Annotated in this window: 24 protein-coding genes; 15 read left to right on the forward strand and 9 right to left on the reverse strand. The window is 44.4% G+C overall.

Annotation, left to right across the window (positions count from 1 at the left end; genetic code table 11):
- The first annotated feature begins 11 nt into the window (after positions 1–11).
- A complete protein-coding gene (gene filE / locus QLG00_RS06800; RefSeq protein ID WP_282470756.1) occupies positions 12–1,232 on the forward strand; it encodes a putative pilus assembly protein FilE in 1,221 nt (406 codons plus the stop codon).
- A gap of 20 nt (positions 1,233–1,252) precedes the next feature.
- Positions 1,253–3,139: a hypothetical protein gene (locus QLG00_RS06805; protein ID WP_282470698.1), complete on the forward strand. Its 1,887-nt coding sequence runs from the start codon at positions 1,253–1,255 to the stop codon at positions 3,137–3,139.
- 43 nt (positions 3,140–3,182) lie between these two features.
- On the opposite strand, the gene QLG00_RS06810 is transcribed toward QLG00_RS06805, so the two are convergent.
- Positions 3,183–3,731, reverse strand: coding sequence for an NUDIX hydrolase (locus QLG00_RS06810; protein ID WP_025096147.1), 549 nt, complete (start codon positions 3,729–3,731; stop codon positions 3,183–3,185).
- A gap of 121 nt (positions 3,732–3,852) precedes the next feature.
- Between QLG00_RS06810 and QLG00_RS06815 the strand changes: the two genes are divergently transcribed.
- From QLG00_RS06815 to fghA, 6 genes are all read left to right on the forward strand, one after another.
- On the forward strand, positions 3,853–4,479 hold the full coding sequence (locus tag QLG00_RS06815) for a CoA pyrophosphatase (protein ID WP_004934887.1): 627 nt from the start codon (positions 3,853–3,855) through the stop codon (positions 4,477–4,479).
- An 8-nt stretch (positions 4,480–4,487) separates the two neighbouring features.
- Positions 4,488–5,033, forward strand: a complete 546-nt coding sequence (locus QLG00_RS06820; RefSeq protein WP_171494912.1) for a gamma carbonic anhydrase family protein — start codon at positions 4,488–4,490, stop codon at positions 5,031–5,033.
- A gap of 103 nt (positions 5,034–5,136) precedes the next feature.
- Positions 5,137–5,805, forward strand: a complete 669-nt coding sequence (tsaB, locus tag QLG00_RS06825) for a tRNA (adenosine(37)-N6)-threonylcarbamoyltransferase complex dimerization subunit type 1 TsaB (RefSeq protein WP_048763473.1) — start codon at positions 5,137–5,139, stop codon at positions 5,803–5,805.
- A 46-nt stretch (positions 5,806–5,851) separates the two neighbouring features.
- Positions 5,852–6,664, forward strand: a complete 813-nt coding sequence (locus QLG00_RS06830) for a class I SAM-dependent methyltransferase (protein WP_004934896.1) — start codon at positions 5,852–5,854, stop codon at positions 6,662–6,664.
- 129 nt (positions 6,665–6,793) lie between these two features.
- A complete protein-coding gene (locus QLG00_RS06835) occupies positions 6,794–8,227 on the forward strand; it encodes a C13 family peptidase (RefSeq protein WP_004934899.1) in 1,434 nt (477 codons plus the stop codon).
- Positions 8,196–9,032, forward strand: coding sequence for an S-formylglutathione hydrolase (gene fghA, locus QLG00_RS06840; RefSeq protein WP_151746851.1), 837 nt, complete (start codon positions 8,196–8,198; stop codon positions 9,030–9,032). The genes QLG00_RS06835 and fghA overlap by 32 nt, the downstream gene beginning before the upstream one ends.
- Positions 9,033–9,085: 53 nt before the next feature.
- Here fghA and QLG00_RS06845 read toward each other — a convergent pair whose 3' ends face one another.
- On the reverse strand, positions 9,086–9,361 hold the full coding sequence (locus QLG00_RS06845) for a DUF2218 domain-containing protein (RefSeq protein ID WP_282470699.1): 276 nt from the start codon (positions 9,359–9,361) through the stop codon (positions 9,086–9,088).
- A 183-nt stretch (positions 9,362–9,544) separates the two neighbouring features.
- On the opposite strand from QLG00_RS06845, the gene rpe reads away from it, so the two are divergent.
- The 6 genes from rpe (at position 9,545) to QLG00_RS06875 (ending at position 15,176) form a co-directional block, all read left to right on the forward strand.
- Positions 9,545–10,231 carry a ribulose-phosphate 3-epimerase gene (gene rpe, locus QLG00_RS06850; protein ID WP_025096140.1) on the forward strand — a complete coding sequence of 229 codons (687 nt, stop codon included), beginning with the start codon at positions 9,545–9,547 and terminating at the stop codon, positions 10,229–10,231.
- A 370-nt stretch (positions 10,232–10,601) separates the two neighbouring features.
- Positions 10,602–11,051, forward strand: coding sequence for a hypothetical protein (locus tag QLG00_RS06855; protein ID WP_252511634.1), 450 nt, complete (start codon positions 10,602–10,604; stop codon positions 11,049–11,051).
- Positions 11,052–11,109: 58 nt separating this feature from the next.
- Positions 11,110–12,897 carry a copper resistance system multicopper oxidase gene (locus tag QLG00_RS06860; RefSeq protein ID WP_282470700.1) on the forward strand — a complete coding sequence of 596 codons (1,788 nt, stop codon included), beginning with the start codon at positions 11,110–11,112 and terminating at the stop codon, positions 12,895–12,897.
- Positions 12,884–13,702, forward strand: coding sequence for a copper resistance protein B (locus QLG00_RS06865; RefSeq protein ID WP_282470701.1), 819 nt, complete (start codon positions 12,884–12,886; stop codon positions 13,700–13,702). The genes QLG00_RS06860 and QLG00_RS06865 overlap by 14 nt, the downstream gene beginning before the upstream one ends.
- Before the next feature lie 70 nt (positions 13,703–13,772).
- Positions 13,773–14,714 carry a hypothetical protein gene (locus tag QLG00_RS06870; RefSeq protein ID WP_004934920.1) on the forward strand — a complete coding sequence of 314 codons (942 nt, stop codon included), beginning with the start codon at positions 13,773–13,775 and terminating at the stop codon, positions 14,712–14,714.
- Between the two features lie 144 nt (positions 14,715–14,858).
- The gene (locus tag QLG00_RS06875; protein WP_004934921.1) at positions 14,859–15,176 is read left to right on the forward strand and encodes a multidrug efflux SMR transporter; all 318 of its coding nucleotides are present in this window, start codon (positions 14,859–14,861) and stop codon (positions 15,174–15,176) included.
- Positions 15,177–15,191: 15 nt separating this feature from the next.
- Here the strand turns inward: QLG00_RS06875 and QLG00_RS06880 are convergent, their stop codons facing one another.
- From QLG00_RS06880 to QLG00_RS06890, 3 genes are all read right to left on the reverse strand, one after another.
- Positions 15,192–15,638: a VOC family protein gene (locus QLG00_RS06880; RefSeq protein ID WP_004934924.1), complete on the reverse strand. Its 447-nt coding sequence runs from the start codon at positions 15,636–15,638 to the stop codon at positions 15,192–15,194.
- Between the two features lie 132 nt (positions 15,639–15,770).
- Complete coding sequence (locus QLG00_RS06885; protein WP_282470702.1) at positions 15,771–16,946, reverse strand: acetyl-CoA C-acyltransferase; 1,176 nt, start codon at positions 16,944–16,946, stop codon at positions 15,771–15,773.
- A 114-nt stretch (positions 16,947–17,060) separates the two neighbouring features.
- Positions 17,061–17,579, reverse strand: a complete 519-nt coding sequence (locus QLG00_RS06890; protein ID WP_055415808.1) for a GspH/FimT family pseudopilin — start codon at positions 17,577–17,579, stop codon at positions 17,061–17,063.
- A gap of 386 nt (positions 17,580–17,965) precedes the next feature.
- Between QLG00_RS06890 and omp38 the strand changes: the two genes are divergently transcribed.
- A complete protein-coding gene (omp38, locus tag QLG00_RS06895) occupies positions 17,966–19,018 on the forward strand; it encodes an outer membrane protein Omp38 (RefSeq protein WP_004934932.1) in 1,053 nt (350 codons plus the stop codon).
- Positions 19,019–19,103: 85 nt separating this feature from the next.
- Here the strand turns inward: omp38 and QLG00_RS06900 are convergent, their stop codons facing one another.
- From QLG00_RS06900 to QLG00_RS06915, 4 genes are all read right to left on the reverse strand, one after another.
- Positions 19,104–19,271 carry a hypothetical protein gene (locus QLG00_RS06900; protein WP_004934934.1) on the reverse strand — a complete coding sequence of 56 codons (168 nt, stop codon included), beginning with the start codon at positions 19,269–19,271 and terminating at the stop codon, positions 19,104–19,106.
- 139 nt (positions 19,272–19,410) lie between these two features.
- Complete coding sequence (locus QLG00_RS06905; RefSeq protein WP_004945517.1) at positions 19,411–20,874, reverse strand: amino acid permease; 1,464 nt, start codon at positions 20,872–20,874, stop codon at positions 19,411–19,413.
- Between the two features lie 9 nt (positions 20,875–20,883).
- Entirely contained in the window at positions 20,884–21,909 is a 1,026-nt protein-coding gene (locus QLG00_RS06910) for a class I SAM-dependent methyltransferase (RefSeq protein ID WP_149930138.1), read from the reverse strand.
- A 62-nt stretch (positions 21,910–21,971) separates the two neighbouring features.
- Positions 21,972–23,345, reverse strand: coding sequence for a uracil-xanthine permease family protein (locus tag QLG00_RS06915; RefSeq protein WP_004934942.1), 1,374 nt, complete (start codon positions 23,343–23,345; stop codon positions 21,972–21,974).
- Between the last annotated feature and the right edge of the window lie 18 nt (positions 23,346–23,363).

Below are 23,363 nucleotides of genomic sequence, written 5' to 3' on the forward strand. Positions count from 1 at the left end.
TGTGGTTTTGTATGTGTGCTGGATCACTTTTAGTTACTGGCATGAATCTTTATGCAGCTGAATTTTTTACCATTATTGGGCCTGATGGACGTCCTTTGGTGATTCAAAAGCAGACGTCTCAGCGTTCAACAGGTCATCCTGCCGCTCCCAGCTCAAAAGCTCCTTCAAATCCAGTACAAAAGTCCTATCCAACTGCGCCAACTGATGCGTCTACATTGACTCCCGCAGTATCAAGTACCCAAACCCAAACACCCACTGGATTTATCAGTTCAAAAAAAGCGACGAGTCAACAGGCTATGCCCCTTGATGAATCGACTTCAAAGCCTGTAATTAAAGCCACTCATACTGCTGCCGTAGCATCGCAATCTCCTCCAAGTGACCAAATGGCTACAGAGAGTGCTGACCAATCGATGCTGAATGTATCGCAACCCACCGTGAAACGTTCAGATCAGATGGCAGTAACAGCTACAAAAAACACAGCGCCATTGCCTGCGGTGAAGACTGATACATCATCAAGCAAGCAGTCACCCTATATTTCCAGTATTGGCGGTGAAGAATACGTCAACAGTGAATATTTAGAAAATCGTGAATTTAACTTGGATGGAAAAAAACGTTTTTACATGATGCCACAAGGGGAGATTGACTCAAAAACGGGTGTTGTGCGTATGCAGCCAGTCGAGCGTGAAAAAGGGGTGAGTCGTTCTTTTTTGAATCAGGTGCTTAAACCGAAGGCAAGTGAAACTCCGACTGAGACACTCGCATTGTCTTCGACCTACTTTATTATGCCTAAGCAAGACGTAACTGAAAGTTTGGATACGACTTGTTTTGAAGGTAAAAAAATGAAGAAAGCCAAGGTATTCGACACGCAAAAAGAAGTTTCGGTCTGGCCAAGAAAACCGCTTGAAAATACCTTTGATTATGATGTGGTGCGCTTGTCTGAGCCATTAAAGCAAATGAAACTGACCTCATATGCATCGACTCAAACCAATCCCCAATTTTATTGGCCTTTTGTGGTGTTTCTCGATCAGAAAGGCTGTGTACTCGAAGGGGTGAGCGGCTATAAAAATCAAGAGTATCCTGCAACTGCACTTAAATATGCAGCATTAGAAGGCATCATTCGTTTACCCGAAAACGCGCATTATATTTTGATGACACCGTTGGCTTCCGCTCTGGACGTAGAAGATAAGTTACTGACCAATCAAGGACAAATCAAGTTAACGGCAATCCGTTAACCCAAAAGATGGGTACAACAATGAAAAAGAAAATTTTAATTTCGATCGCGCTGACTGCGCTTGTATCTGCACTGGTAGGTTGTGGTGGTGAAAGTGGCAATATTAATGAAGACACCAATAATGGCGTTACCACAAGCACCAGTTGTAAAACCACCGATGCTAACTGCCAAAGTTTCTATATGGTTTATCCAATTGCAGGTCTGAATTTCGATTGTAGCAGTGATAAGGTGAATCATTTCGTGACGGCGCAAAGTGGTAACGCATTTACAGGCGCATGTAAGCTTGGCGATACCGTTAATTTTTCGATCAAGGGTCAAACAGCAGACAAGCAGATTAACCTGGGCAGTCTAGACTTAAAAACCATTTCGCCTATCAATATTGGTCAGCAACCGCTTTCACTGCTTGATATGGCAACCGCAATGGTGGGTAAGGCACCTGCGACATTTGATTTATCGGATGATACCGTTAAGGTGGCCACTGCACTGGTACGTATTTTTCAGGCTTTAGGTGTGCAGCAAAACAGTAATATTGCTGGGGATATTCAGCCTGTTGCCATGACTGAAGATTTCAAAAATGGACTCTATAAAATTACTCGTTCCTTGAGCGTGAGCGATTTTAAAGACGGCAGCTATGCAGCGGCACTGGTGGGATGGGTCGATGTCTCGACGGTGTCTGAGGCACAGGCATTGAATGTGGTCAAAAAAATGGCCAATATACAAAATGCAGGGATTTACAACGCAGAAATCTTTACCCCAAGCAGCTTGGTCGATCTGGCGATTTTAAAGTACACCAGTGGTTTTCGCGGCAGTTCATCTACAACCAATAAACAAATTATTGCCAATATGTACCTGATGACTGACCGACAAGGCTTAACCTCGGGCTATGGATTACAATGGCAGGGCGTACCTAAAAATACGGGTGATTTGGGTTATCTCACCTTAATTAGTCAGTTTGCACCAACCAAAATGACGGCACAAACACAAAGCACGTGGCTCAATCCACTGACCAAATCGCTGTCGTCAGCGCAACCGTTTCGTTTTAGCTTGAGTGCGAACAGTAGCGACGACTTAAAAATTTTCCAAGGCAAATTAATCGATAACTATTTGGTGGTGGCAACAGACGATTTGTATAAGCGTGCCATGAATACCACGACGGTAGACAGTTCGGTTTTTGGACGATGGACCAAAACTGCCGATAATGAAACCTTTAATGGGACGATTGATCTGGCCAAGATTAGTCCGATTACCTATCTCGACAGACGTGTATTTAAGTCGAGTAATAACATCAGCTCTGGACGTTATCTATTTCCACTCAATGCCACACTGATCTTTAAGTTTACAGATACCACTGTGGCAGATGTCAAACTCGGAATCGTGATCGATGAAAATGGCGATATCCGTACCGATATTGGGGCCAATGCCACCACAAATGATATGTCTGGAAATTGTGGAATTTTGACCAATGGCATGCAAGATAACTTCGGTGTGACGCAATATCGGATTGGAACAACAGGTGCAGCCAATTTCTCGGCAAGTGACAAGTCGATCACCATTCGTATGATTTTAAATGAAGCACGATTTGGTCTTTTAGAAGGCGTGCTGCTTGGTTTAAATCAAGGACTTGCAGTCAGTGGAGAAACATCATCAGCCCAGCTTAGCTCTGGCGGTGTAAAAATCAATCTGAATAACTTATTAGACGAAAGCACGAATTCTCGTGCGCTGTCGATTACTGACTTTAACAACAACTCGGCAAACTGGGCCAATATTTATGCGGCTTATCAACGGGTTTACAACAATATTTCCAATGTTCAACCCGCACCGACAACTGCACAGATTGAACTGGCCAAGCGCACATCTGGTACGCTGAGCATTGAGCTACCAAACTGTTATAGTGTAAAAAATAAATAATCAACAACATGAAAAAGGCCACTATGAGTGGCCTTTTTTTATTTTATCCTGTGTGATCCAGACGGGTGCCGATGGTCTCTAAATGTACCGGAAAATGCTGCTGTTTACGGTCTTCAAAGTAATGTCGAAGCGTACGCTCAACACTTGGAAAAGCCAGTTCTCCCCATGGGATTTCGTGTTCTTCAAATAACCGCGATTCGATGCTTTCTTCACCGGCACCAAATACGCCGTCTTTGAGCAGGGCTTTGAACAACACGTAGATCTGTCCGATACGCGGAATGTTGTACATGCAATATAGATGTTCAATGTCGATCTCGGCCTCGGCTTCTTCACGCGTTTCACGTGCAGCGCCTTCTTCCATGGTCTCAAACAACTCCATGTAGCCTGCGGGTAAAGTCCACAATCCGTAGCGTGGTTCGATTGCCCGACGGCACAGCAAAACCTTATTGTCCCAAACTGCCAGTGCCCCGCAGATGAGTTTTGGATTTTCATAGTGAATATGGCCACAATTGCCACAAACACGGCGCAATTTATGATCACCTAGCGGGATCTGTTCTTCTGTTTTATGTCCACAAACGATACAAAAACTCATAACAATCATCGGGGCTAAAGATAGCTCAGCATAACTGAATTTTTATTGTTTCGCATCATTTGTATACTACCCCAAAAAAATTGAGCTATGATGGAAAAATAACAAGAATCGAGAGGCGCAAATGAGTGAACAAGGATTAACCCATCGGTTACAACAACGACTACGTTTTGCGCGACGTACTCAACCTGCAGAAGCTGCAGTATTAATTGCGATTACCGATGAAAAAGATCCGAAGGTGTTATTGACGCGGCGTTCTACCCGCTTAAAAAATCATGGTGGAGAAGTCTCTTTTCCGGGCGGAAAACGTGACCGTGGTGATACCAGTAATATCGTGGTGGCATTACGTGAAGCGCAAGAAGAAACGGCACTTAATCCCTTCGATGTCGAGTTGATGGGAGATCTGCCCATGCAGCGTGCCAAAAATGGCATGCTAGTGAAACCGATTGTCGGGCTGATTCCACCCGATGTACATTTGATACCGCAGCCTACTGAAATCGATCGTATTTTTTTTGCTTCGCTTGAACAATTACTCAATGCGCCGCCAGAACCCCATCAGGTGAAATATATCAAGCAAACGTTGTACTTTCCGAGTATGCGTGTCGAAGATGAGGTGGTCTGGGGTTTAACGGCACGTATGTTGATTTCACTCTTTCAATATGGCCTTGGTTATCAAAAGGAGTGGCCATTCTTATTAAATTCGCCTCTATTTATTCGGCAAAAACTTGAAAAGAACAATAGAAAGGAGTAACTCAGATGATGTATAGCTTTCAAGGACAACACCCTAGAACCAAACACCATCCGTGGAAGGGGTGGATTGCAGGTAATGCGACCGTGATTGGTCAAGTCGAACTGGGTGATGAAGTCAGTATCTGGTTTGGAGCGGTCGTTCGTGCAGACAACTGTTTAATCCGGCTGGGCGATTTTACCAACGTACAAGAAAATGCCGTGTTGCATACCGATGCGGGAATTGAGCTGGTGGTCGGAGACTATGTGACCATCGGACATCAGGCCATGCTACATGGCTGCACCATTGGTGACAACAGCCTGATCGGTATTAACGCCGTGATTCTGAATCATGCCGTTATTGGAAAAAACTGTATTATTGGCGCCAATGCCCTGATTCCTGAGGGTAAAGTCATTCCCGATAATTCAGTAGTAATGGGGTCGCCGGGCAAAGTGGTTAAAACACTCGATGATCAGGGTGCAGCACAGCTTAAAATGAGTGCCATGCATTATGCCGAGCACTATAAAAAATATGTGCAGCTTGAACCGTATTTTTTTGATGAATATGAGTCGATTTGAACCTTGGATTCGTGCAAACCGATTACGTTGAATCACTCGCCTGACAGCGGGGAGTAGAGTATGATATTCAGCGTTTTTGTTAATTATATAGCGTAAGGTTTGCATGAAAGTGCTTGCATTGGAAACAGCCAATGAACAATGTTCTGTGGCCTTGATCGATCAACATCAAGAGCTTTTTTTTCAACTTGATGATCGAGCCAAGGCTCAGACTCAAACAATTTTACCCATGATTGAAGCCGCCTTGCGCGATACGCAGACCGAGCTGCATGAACTCACAGCAATTGCATTTAGTCGAGGCCCAGGATCATTTAGTGGTGTACGGATCAATGCTGCTGTGACACAGGCATTGGCATGGGCCAATGACCTGCCGGTGATTGCAGTGTCTACTTTGCAGGCACTGGCGCAGGCCGCTTATCAAACCCATCAATTACAACAGGTGACTGCTGTTTTAGATGCACGTATGCAAGAAGTTTATTTGGCTAATTATGTACTCGATGATGCCGGCATCATGCAACTCGATGGCGAAGAACGTTTGCTGAACTATGCAGATGCTCAGGCAGCAGCTCAGTTTACCGTTGTTGGTTCAGGCGCGCATTTAATCGCGACCACAGAGACACAGGTGGCAGCAGTCCAGCCGAATGCACATCACATTGCATTACTTGCAAGACACTATGCACTCAATGAGCAATGGGTGCCGGCTGAACAGGCACTTCCCGTTTACTTGCGTGACAATGCGTGGAAAAAGATTGCCGAGCAAGGCAAAGCACAGTGATTGCATTACCTTTGTTTTTATTGTTTATTTTTAAAGGATATACCTGATGGTAAATCCAATGCGATTATATGCTGTGGCCGAAGTAAAAGATCAGGCAGAAGCGGTTCAACAGCTTCTTCAGACACGCGGTGTGGTCACTGAACTGATCGAGATTGAGCAATTAAATGCCCGTTTCTTAAGACAGCATCCCGAATTGGCCTTATGTGTCGATCATGCAGGGTTATGGCTTAGTGCCAATGGAATGAAAATGCAGCCCGACTGGATGGCTGAAATTCCTCGATTAAAACGTGCCAGCCTAAAATCTGAAATGATTGCACGAGCGTGTCAGTTGGGTGAGCAGCCGCATTTAATTGATGCCACTGCGGGCTTGGGACATGATGGTTTGCTCATGGCCAGTCTTGGTGCAGAGGTCACTTTGGTGGAGCGTCATCCTATACTTTTTACCTTGCTCGAATTTGCAAAACAACAGGCCGAACAGGATGCGTATTTAGCGCCTGTCATGGCACGTATGCACTTGATTTTTTCAGATGCTGCCGACTACTTGACGCAGCGAATTGAGCAGCAGGCGATCACTGATGTGGTGTATTTAGATCCGATGTTTCCGCAGCGTGACCAGCATCAGCAAGCAGCCAAGAAGCAGGCTCAGGTAAAAAAACAAATGCAGCTACTGCATCTGTTGTTACCTGAAGATGGGCAGATGGATTTAGGAGATCAACTGTTAGCCCTTGCACGGCAAATGGCAAAGCGTGTGGTGGTGAAACGTCCGAGACACGCCGTATTTTTAAATGATGAGACTCCTGACCATCAATGGCAGGGTGATGCCTGTCGTTTTGATGCTTATTTTCAGCTTTCTCTGTGAGTAAGTGTGATCATTGCTTCAATATTTGCCAAAACTTTGCTATATAGTGAACATGCGTCACCAAGAAAATTGCACTTCGGATTCAACTCATAAAGTGCTTACCAAACTCACGGCCTCCCGAACAATTCTATGATCGACCTCAAACCGTCCATTAACTTTTGGCATGATTTTAAAAGCAACCAAACCGCGGGTTTATGGTTATTTTTGGGGTCGAGACGTTCGCTTCAGGTCATCCATCCCTCGATTTTTCAGCTTTTGGTTTGGGGTGTGTTGGGTGGTGCTGCCAATACGCTATTTAGCTGGTTGGTGGCAGGCGATGGAGGCGCATTTAACTCTCAAGGATTGGTCAGTTACGCGTTATGGCCATTTCTGGCACTGATTGTCGGGATTTTCCTTTCTCAGCGAACCAACAATGCCCGTCTGATGCTGGTACCTGCAATTTTGTGGCTGGTACTGGACACCAATATTGCGCTTTTACAAAGTTTGATCCAGTATCTGGGCCAGCTCGACTATTTGCCTTATTCATTGTATGACTATTTGCCGAGCATCTTTATGGTGCTGTTTGTATGGCAAAGTCTGGCGGTGGTATGGGTATTTGCCCGTGAATTAAAATGGCCATGGTGGGAGCGTGCACTCATTATGATTGCAACGCTGGTGACTCTGGTGGTGTGGCAGGGATCGGTGCGTAGTCAGCCGATCTGGAAAGTAGAAGATGTTCCTCCTAGCTTCGCCGAAGATGCCTTTTATGCACAGAGTCGTCTACTCAATAAGGCCCTTGAGCAAATTCAGTATGGTGAGTTCGCGCAAAGTCACTGGTACTTTTTAGGGGTGGCAGGTGCCAGTTATCAGGATGTCTTTAAATCTGAAATTATGCGCATTAAAGAGCAATTCGATACGCGTTTTGGCACCATTGGCCGCTCGATGATGCTGGTCAATAATCCAGATACCCGAACCCAGATTCCGTTGGCATCGAAAACCAGTATCGCGATGGCGTTAAACCGGATTGGGCAACAAATGAACCGTGAAAGTGATGTGCTGTTTTTGTACATGACCTCGCATGGCGCGCCAGATCAGTTTGAAATTGAAAATGCACCGCTAGATTTAGGGCAAGTCGATCCAAAATGGCTACGTGAAGCCCTCGACAAGTCCGGTATTCGCTGGCGTGTCATTGTGGTGTCTTCGTGTTTCTCGGGCAGCTTTATCCCCGCATTACAATCACCAGATACACTGATCATTACGGCATCGGCTGCCGACCGACAATCATTTGGCTGTACCAACGAAGCCGATTATACCTATTTTGGTCGGGCACTCTTTGATCAGGCCATGCGTGATCATCATTCAATGAAAGATGCATTCTTGCAAGCCAAGCAAACCGTCGCAAAATGGGAACAGGCACAAGGTTTTGAGCCTTCCGAGCCACAATGGATGATTGGTAAAAATATGGAATTGATGCTGCCTCAACTTGAACAACATTTATTCCCACAACAAACTGTGCCACAGGCCAGCGTAATTTCACATGAGGAAAAGACCCATGGAACTGCTGCAAAAAAACAAGTGTTATGACGGAGAACAACGAATTTATCAATTTGAGTCGACCCATTTAAACGGGACTACTCGATTTGGGATTTTTTTGCCGCCTGCGGCACTTGAAGGCAACCGCTGTCCGGCGCTGTTTTATCTGGCTGGCCTCACCTGTACCGAAGAAACCTTTGCAATCAAAGCACATGCTCAGCGTCTGGCTGCACATCTTGATTTGGTTTTGATTATGCCAGATACCTCGCCGCGAGGTGAAGACGTGGCCAAAGGCGATCATTGGGATTTGGGGCAGGGAGCAGGTTTTTATGTCAATGCCACTGAGCAGCCCTGGCAAGCCCATTATCAAATGGAAAGTTTCATTGCCGAGGAGTTATATGCCTTGGTGCAACAAGAATTTCCAGTCGATTCAAGTCAGATCGGTATCATGGGCCATTCGATGGGCGGGCATGGGGCATTGACGCTAGCGTTTAAGTATCCCGAAAAATTCAAATCCGTTTCTGCATTTGCACCAATTTGTGCGCCTGTACAATGTCCGTGGGGCCAAAAAGCATTTTCACATTATTTGGGAGCAGATCAAGCCGTATGGCAAGATCACGATGCAAGTGTATTGGTTGAAAGCAAAGGTGCTTTGTTTAAAGATATTCTGATTGATCAGGGCATGGATGATCAGTTTTACGATCAGTTAAATCCAGATATATTTCAACGTGCATGTCAAACAGTGGGGCAGCCTCTCACCTTAAGAAAACATGCAGGTTATGATCACGGTTATTATTTTATTCAGAGCTTTGTTGAAGATCATTTGCAATTTCATGCCGTACAGCTTGAAGGATGAATGTATAAATTCAACCTATTGAAAGTGAAGCAGAAATGCTTCACTTTTTTGTTTTAAAGCGTATCCCATGTTGCATCAAACTCATGTTGTGCCATTCGGTTCAAGTGCTCAATCACCACACCTTCAAGGCGGCTATGATCGTCAAGATTACTTTCAATACGTGCTACAAGCGCCGTATCTGAAGGTGTTAAAATGACGGTTGCTGTCGGCATCAGAATTCGAAATTCTGTTTCTGACTCTGCCACTTCAAATTTGTGTTTCCAATGATTGACTAGGCGTTTCGCAATACGTTTACCGTCTTGTGTATCAAGTGTTGTTTGTGTTTTCACTGTGCTGTCCTCAAGTATAGATCCTGACATTAGCAAATTTTACAGCGGGATAGTACCGGCCAAACGAGAATGCTGCGTTGCAATTTTGCAATCTCTTGCGCTGAAACTGTGTAGGATAAACAGGCAGTCTGTACTTGATTTTGTTATACTGTTGCTCTTGTTCTTCAGTTTGCCAGGTCGTATATGTCCAAGCCGTATTTGATTGCTCCTTCTATCTTGTCTGCCGATTTTGCCCGTTTAGGTGAAGATGTCGAACGTGTTTTGGCGGCGGGTGCAGATGTCGTTCATTTTGATGTGATGGATAATCATTATGTACCGAATCTGACCTTTGGTGCGGGTGTATGTAAGGCGCTTAAAAGTTATGGCATTCAGGCACCAATTGATGTGCATTTGATGGTATCGCCTGTCGATCGAATGATTGGGGATTTCATCGAAGCAGGTGCAGACATTATTACTTTCCATCCAGAAGCATCTGATCATATCGATCGCTCACTGCAACTGATTAAAGCAGGTGGTGCTAAAGCTGGGTTGGTATTTAACCCGGCAACGCCTTTGCATTATCTTGATTATGTAATGGATAAAGTCGATCAAATTTTACTCATGAGTGTCAACCCGGGGTTTGGCGGACAGAAATTCATTCCAATGACACTCGACAAATTACGTCAGGCACGCAAATTGATTGATGCCAGCGGTCGTGATATTCGCCTTGAAGTTGATGGTGGTGTTGGCCCAGCCAATATTCGCGAGATTGCTGAAGCAGGTGCGGATATGTTTGTTGCGGGTTCAGCCATTTTTGGAAAACCAGACTACAAAGCGGTTATTGATGAAATGCGATTAGAGCTAGCCAAAGTGGGCACTCAGTCTGTATAAGAGTAAACACTTTAATTTATACATGTCCTGTGGATAAGTTTGTTTATAACTATATGGATAACCGTGTTCATAAGTGTATGGATAAACTGGTGATAGAATAATCAATCATAAAACAATTGCTTATTTACGCATCGGTTTTGGTTTAAAAAGCACGCAATATGCGTGCTTTTTTTATGAGTGAACGTTTTGAATAACATTTTATTTTTGGGTTGAAATGTTGTTAAAGTGAGTGCTCAAACTTCTAGCAATACGCACAATTATAAACTGAGCGATATAAATGAGGATTGAGCCTGTGCATGAATTTGGCTATGCTAGATAAGGGTGTGTAATAGTAAAGACATCACCATTTTTTGGAGCAATGGGTTTGAACGTGCGTTTTCGTCGATATCGCTGGTTGGTGTGGCTCATGATGATCTTCATGAGCTGGAGCAGCTTTGCCATGGCATCGACAACGCTACAACACGCATCACTTTCAAATCAAGGCATCTCGCTGCAACATTTAAATCATTCGACGCATGATCATGGTGTCATGTCTGATTGTCATCAATCAGTGATGAAACATAGCCACGCCACACAGGCAACAGAAAAACCTGTCGGATCAGATTGTGCCAGTATCAATGATCATTCCAGTCAATTCTTTGCAGACTGCCAAAAATGTACACCATTACATTGTCAGATGATCAGTTGTGTCATGTTGGGCGAAATCCCCATAATCGCCTTGCCGACATCGTACACGCTGGTGTCGAGTACAGCCATAGACTATAGCTCAAATACTGAGAGTGGCTATCTCACCGATATTTTACGTCCTCCTAGAGCCTAATCTCGATTTAGATCTTTAACGTTTCACGTTTAATGTTTTTTAAATTTTGAGGTTAGTCATGAAATTAAAATTGCCAACCCTATGGTTTGCTGCAATGTGTCTGGTGCTGTCCAGCGCGGCCAGTGCAGCGGTAAAAACCTATCATCTGACGATTGATCAACACAACATCAATCTCAATGGAAAATCAGTCAGTAAAATCACGGTAAACGGGCAGTTTCCAGCGCCGTTGCTGGAATTTAACGAAGGCGATGAGGCCGTCATCCATGTACACAACAACTTAAAGAAAGCACAAACCGCACTGCATTGGCATGGATTATTATTACCCGGCTTGATGGACGGCGTGCCGGGATTCAACGGATTTCAAGGAATTCATCCGAATGGTGATTTCGTCTACCGTTTCCGTGTTCGTCAAAATGGCACCTATTGGTATCACGCTCATAGTAAGGGGCAAGAGCAAGACGGACTCTATGGGCCATTGATTATTTATCCAAAGCCAAGCCAGCATCAAGATGCAGCGCCTCCTGTGCAGCGTGACTATGTGGTAATGCTTTCAGATTCACATCCGACTCGTGGCGATCAGATTTTAAAAAATCTGAAGAAAGATGCAGAGTATTATCAAAACCGCCGTGAAACATGGTCGGATGTGTGGCAACAGGTGAAGCATGAAGGCGTGAAAGCCACATGGCAAGATCGCAAAATGTGGAATCAGATGCGTATGCTGAAAACGGATTTGTCCGATGTGAGTGGTTATACTTTTCTGGTCAATGGCAAAGCACCAGACCAAAACTGGACCGGCCAATTTCTGCCAGGCGAACGTATTCGGTTGCGTTTTATCAATGCTGCAGCAATGTCATTTTTTGATGTACGGATTCCCAATTTAAAGATGACGGTCGTGGCTGCCGATGGTCAACCCGTTCAACCTGCATCGGTAGATGAATTTAGAATTGGTGCTGCCGAAACCTATGATGTCGTAGTACAACCTCAGCACGATGCCTATCAGATTCAGGCCGAATCGATTGACCGAACCGGATTTGCTTTAGCATCACTCATCAATAAAAATGCCACTCATCTTAAAGCTTTTCCTGCACCTGTGGCGCGGCCTCGCACTGTACTGACCATGCAAGACATGGGACACGCTCACATGAGTACACCTGCACAGGCACAAGACATGCATACCACTGAACATGATTCGATGCCGATGCAAGAAGATCATGCACACATGCAACACATGCCGATGGCCTCCATGGATCAGCAGCACGATTTACACATGCAGCACATGATGCAAAACGATGATACCCGTATGCAGGGCTGGTCGAATGCCGCCACACCAAAGGGTATGAAAGCCCTCAGTTACGCCGATTTACGTGCTCGCACGCCACAGACAGATCTGCGTGCTCCAGATCGAGAAATTGAAATTCGTTTAGGCGGTACGATGGAGCGTTATATCTGGACGATGAATGGACAAAAGTTTTCAGAGGCCAAGCCGCTTCAGGTCAAATATGGCGAGCGTGTTCGGCTGAAATTTATCAACGAGAGCATGATGGCGCATCCTATGCACCTACATGGCATGTTTGTACAACTTGAAAATGGTCAAGCACCTGAAAATCTTCCCAACAAGCACACCATTATTGTTCCTCCAGGGCAAACTGTGAGCGCACTTTTAACCGCAGATGAGGTGGGCGAGTGGGCCATTCACTGTCATTTGCTCTACCATATGTCGGCAGGCATGATGAATAAGCTGATTGTTGCGCATACCGATCACAACTCAGATACAGCATCAAGTGCTTCATCTGTCGCGGAGCTTGTACCAACGTCATCACAAGGAGCTCATCATGCGCATCACTAAAATGACCTTGTGTATCTGCATGGCATTAGGCAGTACGGGAACGATTGCACAAACTTCAAATGAGCAGATGTATACCCATTCTCACGCTATCATGCCAATGCCAACGACCACTCTAAAAGATACACATCTTGCATATCAGGAGTCCGATGAAGCGCAACATCATCGCGATCAGCACGGCGGACAGTGGTATCAGGCCACACAAGTGGATACTCAGTGGATGGTAAATACCCACGGCAAAGGTGCAGTACAATCGGAACTGCGGAGTTGGTGGGGAACAGATGAAAACAAGCTGTATCTCAAGGCAGAACTTGAGAAAGAAGAATCTGAATCTGCTTCACGTAATATTTCTATGCGCTATAGCCGGATGATTTCTGATTTTTGGGATATTCAAACGGGCTTAAGGTATCGTGATGATGCATCGGAATCAGCAGATGAGACACTTGATGGCGTGATTGCACTACATGGACTGGCGCCATACTTTTTTGAAACGGATCTCTCGCTGTTTATAGGCGCACATGGCTACACTGGCTTAAGCGTCGAAACCGAACGAGATGTGTTGCTGACGCAGAAGATTGTAATAAAACCGTATTTGAAAGCGGATATTGTGATCTCGGATCAATCGTCAGAAGCTGCTGAAACCGGTTTGAACGAGCTGAAAACCGGATTACAAACACGCTATGAAATTAACAAAAAAGTGATGCCATTCATTGATGTTGCATATCATTATAAGCAGCATCCCACAGCACTTTTTTCCGTTTCAGATCGAGCGTGGTGGTATGGTGCGGGCGTAACGTTTAAGTTTTAATGTAAGTTTTTTGAAACAAGCCGCTGATCAACGTATCAGCGGTCACCGATGTAATGCTCATGGTGCATAAATGAATTTAAAACAGCAGTATCAAACCAATCTGATTACCGATGCTTTGCTGCATTCGCTGCACACTCAATCACCATGTACTGTGATGTCTCAAGAATTATTGAATATTCCAGTCGATGACGATCTTAATCGTCAGTTTATGAGTTTTTATTATTTGCCTGAGCTCACCCCCGTGACTCAGCAGCAAATTAGAACGTGCTTGAATAATTTAGACCATGTGGGTTATGTCGAGCTTGATCAGCAAACCCATCACTTGGCAATTTATCATGATGGCCCCGTACAGCCCATTGAAGCGCATTTAAATCAAAATGGAATTCAATTGGTATTTCAGCAAACCCAGACCAATTATATCCCTGAGCCAATCGACTGGTCGTATATGCAGCGGCGTAATCAAATGATTAGCTGGTTGCTTAGTATTAATCTGGTGATGCTGATCGTGACGTTCCTCACTGGAGTGATAGCTTCTTCTACCGCGTTGATGGCGCTCGGGTTGATTCTACTGAGCGATGTGATGATCTATGCCATGATGCTCTTTGCGATTCAGGAAAAACAAGTCGGCTTATACAAACTCACCCGCGCAGGCGTGTATTTACAATTGGGCTTAAGCCTGCTGTTGATGTTTGGTGTGGCCTTGCAGATTGTGATGCGTCAATCCGCCATGTCGCAAATGGTGGTGCTCGTGGGGTTACTGGCGCTCCTTACCATGCTGGTGAATATGTGGTTATTGATACAGACCCACGCGGCCGAACTGGATTTAAACTGGAAAACATTACTGAGTTTTTATGAAGTGGTATTTAGTCTTGCGGTGGTGATTGCGGGTTTGCTGTGCCTTCAACTTAATTCGAACTGGCCGGATATTGTGATGACAGTGCTCATGGTGATGTTCTTGCTCAACCGTTCCCGCAAAGTGTTTCAGAAAAAAACCTCGTTTGTGATTCAGTAATTGATTTTGTTATGTACCAATAATGTGGGCTTTTGCTTTTTTAACGACCCATCCTATATTAAAGTATTTAAATTAAGGAGGAACGACCTCCCCCAGAGTGGGAAAATTATCAGGCCGACCTGATTATTCAATAAGGATTTAAGCATGGCTTGGTTGATTCTGATTCTTGCTGGTTTTTTTGAAGTGATATGGGCGTACTCGATGAAGCTCTCTGAAGGCTTTACCCGACTCGTGCCAAGCGTTGTAACGATCATTTTTATGCTGTTAAGCGTTATTTTACTCTCGATTTCAATGCGTACACTACCGCTTGGTACTGCCTATACCGTCTGGACAGGAATCGGTGCGATTGGCTCATTTGTATTGGGGATTTTTCTATTGCACGAGCCAGTGAGTGCCATGAGAATGCTCGCTGCTGTCTTAATTGTTTCGGGTTTGGTTCTTATGAAACTGTCTACACATTAAGCCCAATGAAGTAATTTAAACCGATTCAAGCTGGCAATTGACCATCCACTTTATCCCGAACTGATCGGTAAAGGCGCCATAAAGGGCACCCCAAAAAGTTTTCTGTAGTTGCGTCTCGATGTGTCCACCTGCCGAGAGTAAATTAAAAAGACGTCGTGCCTCGGTCTCATCGTGATCCAGATTAATCGAAATATAATGATTATTGCCTTTGCTGAGTCCGCGCGAGTCTGCTGCACAGAATTGCTCATTGATATCAGATCCCATCAGCACGGTATAGGCATTAATGGGTAAAGAGACATGCAAAATCTGTTGACGTTGCAGATCGGAAAGCGACTGGCCGTCTTCGGCGGGGATATCCCCGTATCGAGTGAGTTGTGCAAAATGACCACCAAATACCGATTGATAAAAGATAAACGCGGCTTCGGTTTCACCAGCAAAGTTGAGATAGTGATTAAGCTGCATCGGCGTGATCCTAAACGATGATAATAATGTTTTTAATTTAGTCTCTTTTGAGCAAAAAACAGTATTTTTTATCGGAAAATACAAAAAAACTCCCGCTGAGGCGGGAGTCATCATCTATAGATTTTTAGTGTTTCAGAGCAGTTCAATGGCCACCGCGGTCGCTTCACCACCGCCAATACACAAGGCAGCAATACCTTTGCGTCCTCCGGTACGTTTCAGTGCATGAATCAGCGTCAGAATAATTCGTGAACCGGTAGAGCCTACAGGATGGCCGAGCGCACATGCACCACCGTGGATATTCACTTTTTCGGTGTCCAGTTTGAAATCATCAATCGCACACATGGTCACCATTGCAAAGGCTTCGTTAATTTCCCATAAATCGACTTCATCTGCTTGCCATCCAGCCTTGTCTAAAACTTTTGCAATCGCACCTACAGGGGCAATGGTAAACTCCGAAGGGTGCTGAGAGTTGGAAGCAGTCGCAACAATCTTGGCCAGTGGTTCAAGTCCGCGCTGTATAGCAAGCTCATGTGAGCATAAAACTAGAGCCGAAGCGCCATCTGAAATTGAGCTCGAATTGGCAGCGGTAATGGTACCATCTTTGGCAAAAGCAGGCTTTAAACTGGGAATCTTATCAAGTTTGGCGTTCAGGGGTTGCTCGTCTTGTTCGACCACAACATCGCCTTTACGCGAAGTGACCGTGACAGGCACAATTTCGTCCTTAAAATATCCAGCCTGAATAGCAGTTTGCGCACGTTGAAGCGAACGAATTGCGAAATCATCCATTTGTTGACGTGTGTAGTGACGCTGGCTGGACTTATCTTGAGCAAAAGAACCCATGAGCCGGCCAGTTTCGGCATCTTCCAAACCATCCAAAAACATATGATCTTTTACTTCGCCGTGCCCCATACGATAACCAGCGCGAGCTTTACTGAGTATGTAAGGTGCATTGCTCATTGATTCCATACCACCGGCTACTACAATTTGAGCGCTTCCCGCTTTGATCGCATCGGTGGCCTGCATCACGGCTTTCATGCCTGAACCACAAAGTTTGTTAATGGTCACAGCACCCGTTTGATCGGGTAAACCTGCTTGACGCATGGCTTGGCGCGCAGGCCCTTGTTTAAGACCAGCAGGGAGTACGCAGCCTAAAATGACTTCATCAACATCGTGAGGCGCTAAACCAGCACGGTGGATCGCTTCTTTAATGGTTACAGCACCCAACTCTGGCGCAGAAACTGAAGATAAAGCACCTTGAAAACCGCCCATAGCGGTACGTGCACCATTGACAATCACGACGTCTGTCATGTTATTTACTCCAAGTTCGTTATTATGCGGTTGTATTTGATCGTGACAGCAGTATAGTCAAAATTTAAGCTGATACTGCTTGTGCAGACATCAGATAGCTAGACTGTCCAGTTCTCATGTTGGGCAATCGGCAAGGGTTTCGACACGAAAGTGCCCCATGCGGCTGATCACCAGACGTTTATGACTGACTTTTTGCGAACAATAATAAAAGCTTCCATTTGATCCGATTGGCAAGCCACTTGCGGCCCGAAACATCAAATGGTTAGATTGCAAAGTGCCTTTCCAAGACAGCATGCCATAACGGGTATTCCAGTCTGTACTCGATAGCAGATCTTCATTGAGATCTCGCTGCCGGTTACGGTTTTGATCTAAAAATACAATAAAGCCCTTGCTCCAGTCATCGCTACAGGTTTGCTTGTCTATACTCGGGCAAAGCACAACGTTATGACGATACAGCACCGCATCGGACTTTGCTTTTTGTATGTGAATTGTGAGTGTTCTTGGGATATGGTTGGCTTCTTGAGTCGCCATAACATGCTGATAAGTCGGTACTCCGACACCAATTAAAATGCTTAAAACCGTGAGGGTAACGATAAATTCAATTAAACTAAAACCTAAAAAATTGTTATTCATAGTAAAGGAATGTCCATCATTTGTAGTTTTTTTCTTTTTTTAACAGTTGATTACCTTAAGCGTGTTGCAAAAATAAACGAATTGAAATATTTATTACCTAAGCGTTTTAATGCTGTTAAAATAAAGAAAGCGTGAAGAGTTGGTTATTCACAGAAATAAATTGAGTAAAAAGTTACCGAATTACAACGGAAATTGTAAGTAATTTTGTCAATAATTTACTTGATTAAAGTTATCAAGCACTTGGAAATCAGTTTAAGTGTTTGTATGATTCAACGTGAGTAGCTTAAAAATAAAACTGGGGTACAAAAATAGCTTATCTCAGGAAGCCAAATAAATTTTAGGCTGAGCTTGAACAACAAACAATTTGTTATCTCTGGAGGATATCCATGAAATTGAGTCGTATTGCACTTGCTACTATGCTTGTTGCTGCTCCACTAGCTGCTGCTAATGCTGGTGTTACAGTAACTCCATTATTACTTGGTTACACATTCCAAGACTCTCAACACAACAACGGCGGAAACAAAGGTGACCTAACGAATGGTCCTGAGCTTCAAGACGACTTGTTTGTTGGTGCAGCACTTGGTGTTGAATTAACTCCATGGTTAGGTTTCGAAGCTGAATATAACCAAGTTAAAGGTGATGTAGACGGTGCTCTAGCAGGTGCTGAATACAAACAACAACAAATCAACGGTAACTTCTACGTTACTTCTGATTTGATCACCAAAAACTATGACAGCAAAATCAAGCCATACGTATTACTAGGTGCTGGTCACTACAAGTATGATTTTGACGGTGTTCCACGCGGTGCGCGCGGTACAACTGAAGAAGGTACTTTGGGTAATGCAGGTGTTGGTGCGTTCTGGCGTTTGAACGATGCATTGTCTCTTCGTACTGAAGCGCGTGCAACTTACAACATCGATGAAGACTTCTGGAACTACACAGCACTTGCTGGTTTGAACGTTGTTCTTGGCGGTCACTTGAAGCCTGCTGCGCCTGTAGTAGAAGTTGCTCCAGTTGAGCCAACTCCAGTTCAACCTCAACCACAAGAGTTGACTGAAGATCTTAACATGGAACTTCGTGTATTCTTTGATACAAACAAATCAAACATCAAAGATCAATACAAGCCAGAAATCGCGAAAGTTGCTGAGAAATTGGTTGAATATCCAAACGCAACTGCTCGTATCGATGGTCACACAGACAACACTGGTCCACGTAAGTTGAACGAACGTTTGTCTTTGGCTCGTGCAAACTCTGTGAAGTCTTCACTTGTTAACGAATACAACATCGATCCAGCTCGTTTGACAACTCAAGGTTTTGCTTGGGATCAACCGATTGCTGACAACAGCACGAAAGAAGGCCGTGCAATGAACCGTCGTGTATTCGCTACGATCACTGGTAGCCGTACAGTAACTGTTCAGCCTGGTCAACAAGCTCAATAATCTGAGTTTGATCAAATAAAAAAGCAGCTCTTCGGAGCTGCTTTTTTTTTGTCTGATTGAAATTAAATAATTCATAGTATTCACCTTAAAATTCGTTGTAATGCCCGTGTTTTAGCCATTGTTTGCTTTGTTTACGATCACGGCGATGCTGTGTGCGCGGTTGTTCAGTTTCATGTAAGCCGCCTTTTTGAAGCAGTGGTGATAATGCGACTTTATTTCTAGCCTGAATTTTAGATGCAGCTTTGAGTTTCATCATGCTTCCTATTGGAAATTAAAGATTTGTGTAAGTGACTAATACCTCGTACAAAGGATAAAAAACCCAGCGATTGCTGGGTTTCATTGACAGTGTGACGGATAATCGAGCTGTTGTCTACTCTGTTAAGTGACTAGCATTACAGATCTTTATCGGCTTTGACATTCATCTCTTGGTAAGTCACCAATTTAGTTTTGTATTTCCATTTGTAGCCTAACCAGATTGCCAAAAACAATGGGATACTAATATATGTTGAGAGTAATCCCATCCAGTCGATTTTGCCACCCAGCAGGGCTTGATAGTTTTGTCCTAAAATAATAATCGAACATAAAATAAAGGCAAACCACGGTGCAAATGGAAAAAATTTGGCTCGATAGGCTAAATCTTCAAGTTTATAACCTTGTGCAACATAGCCTTTACGGAAACGATAATGTGAAATCGCAATACCCAGCCAAACAATGAAGCCACACATGCCTGACATGTTGAGTAACCAGTTAAAGACTTCCTGTTGTCCAATAAATGTGGTTAGGAAACACAAAGCTGCAATGGCTGTAGTGGCATAAAGTGCATTCATTGGCACGCCACGACGGTCAAGTCGAGCAAACCATTTTGGCGCACGGCCTTCTTTGGCCATATCCCACAGCATGCGGGTAGAGGAGTACATGCCCGAATTTCCAGCCGAAAGAATTGCAGTTAAAATCACTGCATTCATTAGACTTGCAGCAAAGGCAAATCCTGCTTTTTCATAGAGTAAGGTAAAAGGTGATAATGCAATATCTGAGCTATGCGCTGCTTGAAGCAGACGTGGATCGTCGTAGCTGACCAATGTGCCAATGATAAAAATACAGACCACATAAAACAGTAGAATTCGCCAGAAAATCTGTTTGATTGCAAGTGGAATAGTACGTTTTGGATCTTTAGATTCACCTGCCGCAACGCCGACCATCTCGGTTCCCTGAAATGAAAATCCAGCAATCATGGCCACACCAATCATCGCTTGCAAGCCGCCCACGAAAGGCGCATCTTTGTATGTCCAGTTGCCAAAAGTGGCTATATTGGGTGTCAGCATGATTTTAATAATCATGGCCATCCCAATAATGATAAAGGCAATAATTGCGACCACTTTGACCATTGAAAACCAGAATTCACTTTCACCAAAACCCTTAACGGTCATGGCATTGATGGCAAAAATCACCACCAAGAAAATAGCACTCCAGTAAAATCCTGGAATGTCGGGGAACCAGAATTTCATAATCAACTGTACTGCCACCAGCTCAAAAGCTACGGTAATGGCCCAGTTATACCAGTAGTTCCAGCCCAGCGCGAAACCGAAGCCTTCTTCTACATAGCGGTTACCATAGGTAAAGAAAGCGCCCGAGGTTGGATTATGCGTTGCCAGTTCGCCTAGACTGGTCATCAAAAAGTAAATCATGACGCCGATGAGCACGTAGGCCAGCAGGGCACCGCCAGGTCCCGCATTGGCAATAGTCGAGCCGGATGCAAGGAATAAACCTGTGCCAATTGAGCCACCAATGGCAATCATATTTAAATGACGAGCACCTAGCTTACGCTGGAGCTGATCAGGTTGAGTCGTTTCGCTCATGAAAATTCCTTACTTTCCTAAAGTTGCTTTGGCATAAAGCACCTTGAAGCCTTGTTGATCTGCTTTTATTTGACATTGGCCAAAGGCTTGTTCAATCAAAACGGGATAATTTAAAAAACGATTCGCCACGATCCACAATTCACCGTTTGCCTTTAAGTGTTTTTTGGCTGTTGTACACAGGCCTTCACTGGCGGCATAGTCGGTATGAATCCCTTGGTGAAAAGGTGGATTACTTACAATAGCATCCAAATCCGATGGTGCATCATGAATGCCCGTTACCGCACAAAGCTGTAACTGATCCGGATTGAGTCCATTTAGACGAAATGTCATCTCTGTAGAACACAGTGCGAATGCATCCACATCCATGGCGTAAATCTTGTTTTGCGGATTTAACTGCGCTAAAGATGCACTTAATACGCCTGCACCACATCCGAAGTCGGCAAGTTTACCCGATTTTATCTGTTCAAGATAAGGTAAAAGTACGGCTGTTCCGACATCAAGCTGACGCTGACTAAATACACCTGGCAACGCACAGACCGTGAGGCTATTTTGTGCAACTTCAACCGTGTACTGTTGTACCCACTGTTCAAGTGGTCGCAACTGCTCGGTTGTGTCTATTTTAGTCTGCCAAAGCTGGCAATGTCGTGCACTGTCCAGTTTTATGGTCTTGCCATAATCGAGTAACTGTTTGGCAGCACGTTCTACCCCCCCTTTTTTTTCACCGACCAAAAAAATAGACTGGCCTTGAGTGAGGTGACTGACCACCACGTGCAAAATATAGCGCAGTAGTTCTTTAGATTTGGGAACAAAAATAATCACCTGATCGGGTGTAACCGAAGGAAAATGTACACCAAAACTGGTCACAATCGATTGCTGTTCAAAATATTGATGATCGGCAAAATTCCACGTCCAAACAGACGCTTGCGCGTGCTGATTCAGTTCATGGCATAAGCCATCGGCAGGCGGATTGATCAATAGCACCGTGCCAGAAAAATATTGATGCTGTCGAAGTACCACTTCACTGCGTGGATCCATCTTAATCTCTCATGAAGAACAAAGCCCAGTTCTCACTGGGCAAAATGTAAATACGATCTAAATTATTGTTTATGTTCAGGCAAAACAATATTTAGGATCAGTGCTGCAAGCCCACCAGTGGCCACGCCTGAACTAAAAATATTTTTAAACAATTCGGGTAAGTGTTCCAGAATTTGCGGTACTTGTGCAACACCTAAACCCAGTGCCAGTGAAATGGCAATAATCAGTAGGGCACGTCGATCTAAATGAATACCAGATAAAATATTAATACCTGATGCTGCCACCGCACCAAACATGACCATAACAGCTCCACCCAAAACCGCTTGCGGTACGGCTTGAATAATGCCCGCAACAGCAGGGAACAGTCCAAGTAAAATCAGCAGTACCGCAATCCAAATCCCAACATAGCGGCTGGCCACACCCGTGAGCTGAATCACGCCGTTGTTTTGTGCAAATACTGAGCTTGGAAAGGTATTAAACAGACCCGCCAGTAGCGAGTTGGCGCCATTAACCAGTACGCCACCTTTAATTCGTTGCATCCACTGTGGGCCATTGACCGCCTGATTTGAAATTTTACTGGTTGCGGTAATGTCACCGATGGCTTCAAGTGAAGTCACCAGATAAATAAACGCCATTGGAATAAACAGACTCCATGAAAAGCTTAGCCCAAAATGCATAGGCGTGGGAATCTGAACCAATGGTGTTTCATTTAAACCTGAAAAATTTAAATGCCCCATAAAACCCGCAAGAATATATCCCACAATTAAAGCAATCAGAATGGCAGAACTCTTGATCCAGATCACCTGAATACGATTGAGAAGAATAATAATTGCCAACACCGTACATGACATAATGAGGTTATCGCTGCTGGCAAAGGTCTGATCTTGCATGGCCTGATAACCACCGCCCATACTGATCAGGCCTTCTTTGATTAAGGTGAGTCCGATCAGTAACACCACAATACCAGTCACCAGCGGTGTAATCAGGGTTTTGATCCAAGGTAAAATACGCGACACACCCATTTCAATAAATGAGCCGGCAATCACCACACCAAAAATAGCAGCCATGACTTGATTGACAGGCGTACCGGCCGCCACCATAGCGCTACCAATCCCAATAATGGGGCCAATAAAGTTAAAACTGGTACCTTGCACGATTAAAAGACCAGCCCCTAAAGGGCCGACTTTTTTACATTGTAAAAATGTGGCAACGCCAGAAATTACCAATGACATCGACAAGATCATGTTGGTTTCTTCACGTGAAACCCCCAATGCCAGACAAATCAGCAAGCCTGGTGTCACAATCGGAACAATAATTGCGAGTAAATGTTGCAAAGCTGCCAAGAATGAGACAAACGGTGCAGGCCGATCATTCAAACCATACACAAGGTCGAGTTGATCGTTGTTTTTAGAGGGAAAATTGGAAGAATCAGACATGTAAAATCATCGGTCAGC

This window comes from Acinetobacter sp. V89_7 (assembly GCF_029967895.1).
Taxonomy (GTDB): domain Bacteria; phylum Pseudomonadota; class Gammaproteobacteria; order Pseudomonadales; family Moraxellaceae; genus Acinetobacter; species Acinetobacter soli.

Coding starts and splice junctions, on each gene's coding strand:
- filE (WP_282470756.1), top strand. CDS start 12: ATGTGTGCTGGATCACTTTTAGTTACTGGCATGAATCTTTATGCAGCT.
- QLG00_RS06805 (WP_282470698.1), top strand. CDS start 1,253: ATGAAAAAGAAAATTTTAATTTCGATCGCGCTGACTGCGCTTGTATCT.
- QLG00_RS06810 (WP_025096147.1), bottom strand. CDS start 3,731: ATGAGTTTTTGTATCGTTTGTGGACATAAAACAGAAGAACAGATCCCG.
- QLG00_RS06815 (WP_004934887.1), top strand. CDS start 3,853: ATGAGTGAACAAGGATTAACCCATCGGTTACAACAACGACTACGTTTT.
- QLG00_RS06820 (WP_171494912.1), top strand. CDS start 4,488: ATGTATAGCTTTCAAGGACAACACCCTAGAACCAAACACCATCCGTGG.
- tsaB (WP_048763473.1), top strand. CDS start 5,137: ATGAAAGTGCTTGCATTGGAAACAGCCAATGAACAATGTTCTGTGGCC.
- QLG00_RS06830 (WP_004934896.1), top strand. CDS start 5,852: ATGGTAAATCCAATGCGATTATATGCTGTGGCCGAAGTAAAAGATCAG.
- QLG00_RS06835 (WP_004934899.1), top strand. CDS start 6,794: ATGATCGACCTCAAACCGTCCATTAACTTTTGGCATGATTTTAAAAGC.
- fghA (WP_151746851.1), top strand. CDS start 8,196: ATGGAACTGCTGCAAAAAAACAAGTGTTATGACGGAGAACAACGAATT.
- rpe (WP_025096140.1), top strand. CDS start 9,545: ATGTCCAAGCCGTATTTGATTGCTCCTTCTATCTTGTCTGCCGATTTT.
- QLG00_RS06860 (WP_282470700.1), top strand. CDS start 11,110: ATGAAATTAAAATTGCCAACCCTATGGTTTGCTGCAATGTGTCTGGTG.
- QLG00_RS06865 (WP_282470701.1), top strand. CDS start 12,884: ATGCGCATCACTAAAATGACCTTGTGTATCTGCATGGCATTAGGCAGT.
- QLG00_RS06870 (WP_004934920.1), top strand. CDS start 13,773: ATGAATTTAAAACAGCAGTATCAAACCAATCTGATTACCGATGCTTTG.
- QLG00_RS06875 (WP_004934921.1), top strand. CDS start 14,859: ATGGCTTGGTTGATTCTGATTCTTGCTGGTTTTTTTGAAGTGATATGG.
- QLG00_RS06880 (WP_004934924.1), bottom strand. CDS start 15,638: ATGCAGCTTAATCACTATCTCAACTTTGCTGGTGAAACCGAAGCCGCG.
- QLG00_RS06885 (WP_282470702.1), bottom strand. CDS start 16,946: ATGACAGACGTCGTGATTGTCAATGGTGCACGTACCGCTATGGGCGGT.
- QLG00_RS06890 (WP_055415808.1), bottom strand. CDS start 17,579: ATGAATAACAATTTTTTAGGTTTTAGTTTAATTGAATTTATCGTTACC.
- omp38 (WP_004934932.1), top strand. CDS start 17,966: ATGAAATTGAGTCGTATTGCACTTGCTACTATGCTTGTTGCTGCTCCA.
- QLG00_RS06900 (WP_004934934.1), bottom strand. CDS start 19,271: ATGAAACTCAAAGCTGCATCTAAAATTCAGGCTAGAAATAAAGTCGCA.
- QLG00_RS06905 (WP_004945517.1), bottom strand. CDS start 20,874: ATGAGCGAAACGACTCAACCTGATCAGCTCCAGCGTAAGCTAGGTGCT.
- QLG00_RS06910 (WP_149930138.1), bottom strand. CDS start 21,909: ATGGATCCACGCAGTGAAGTGGTACTTCGACAGCATCAATATTTTTCT.
- QLG00_RS06915 (WP_004934942.1), bottom strand. CDS start 23,345: ATGTCTGATTCTTCCAATTTTCCCTCTAAAAACAACGATCAACTCGAC.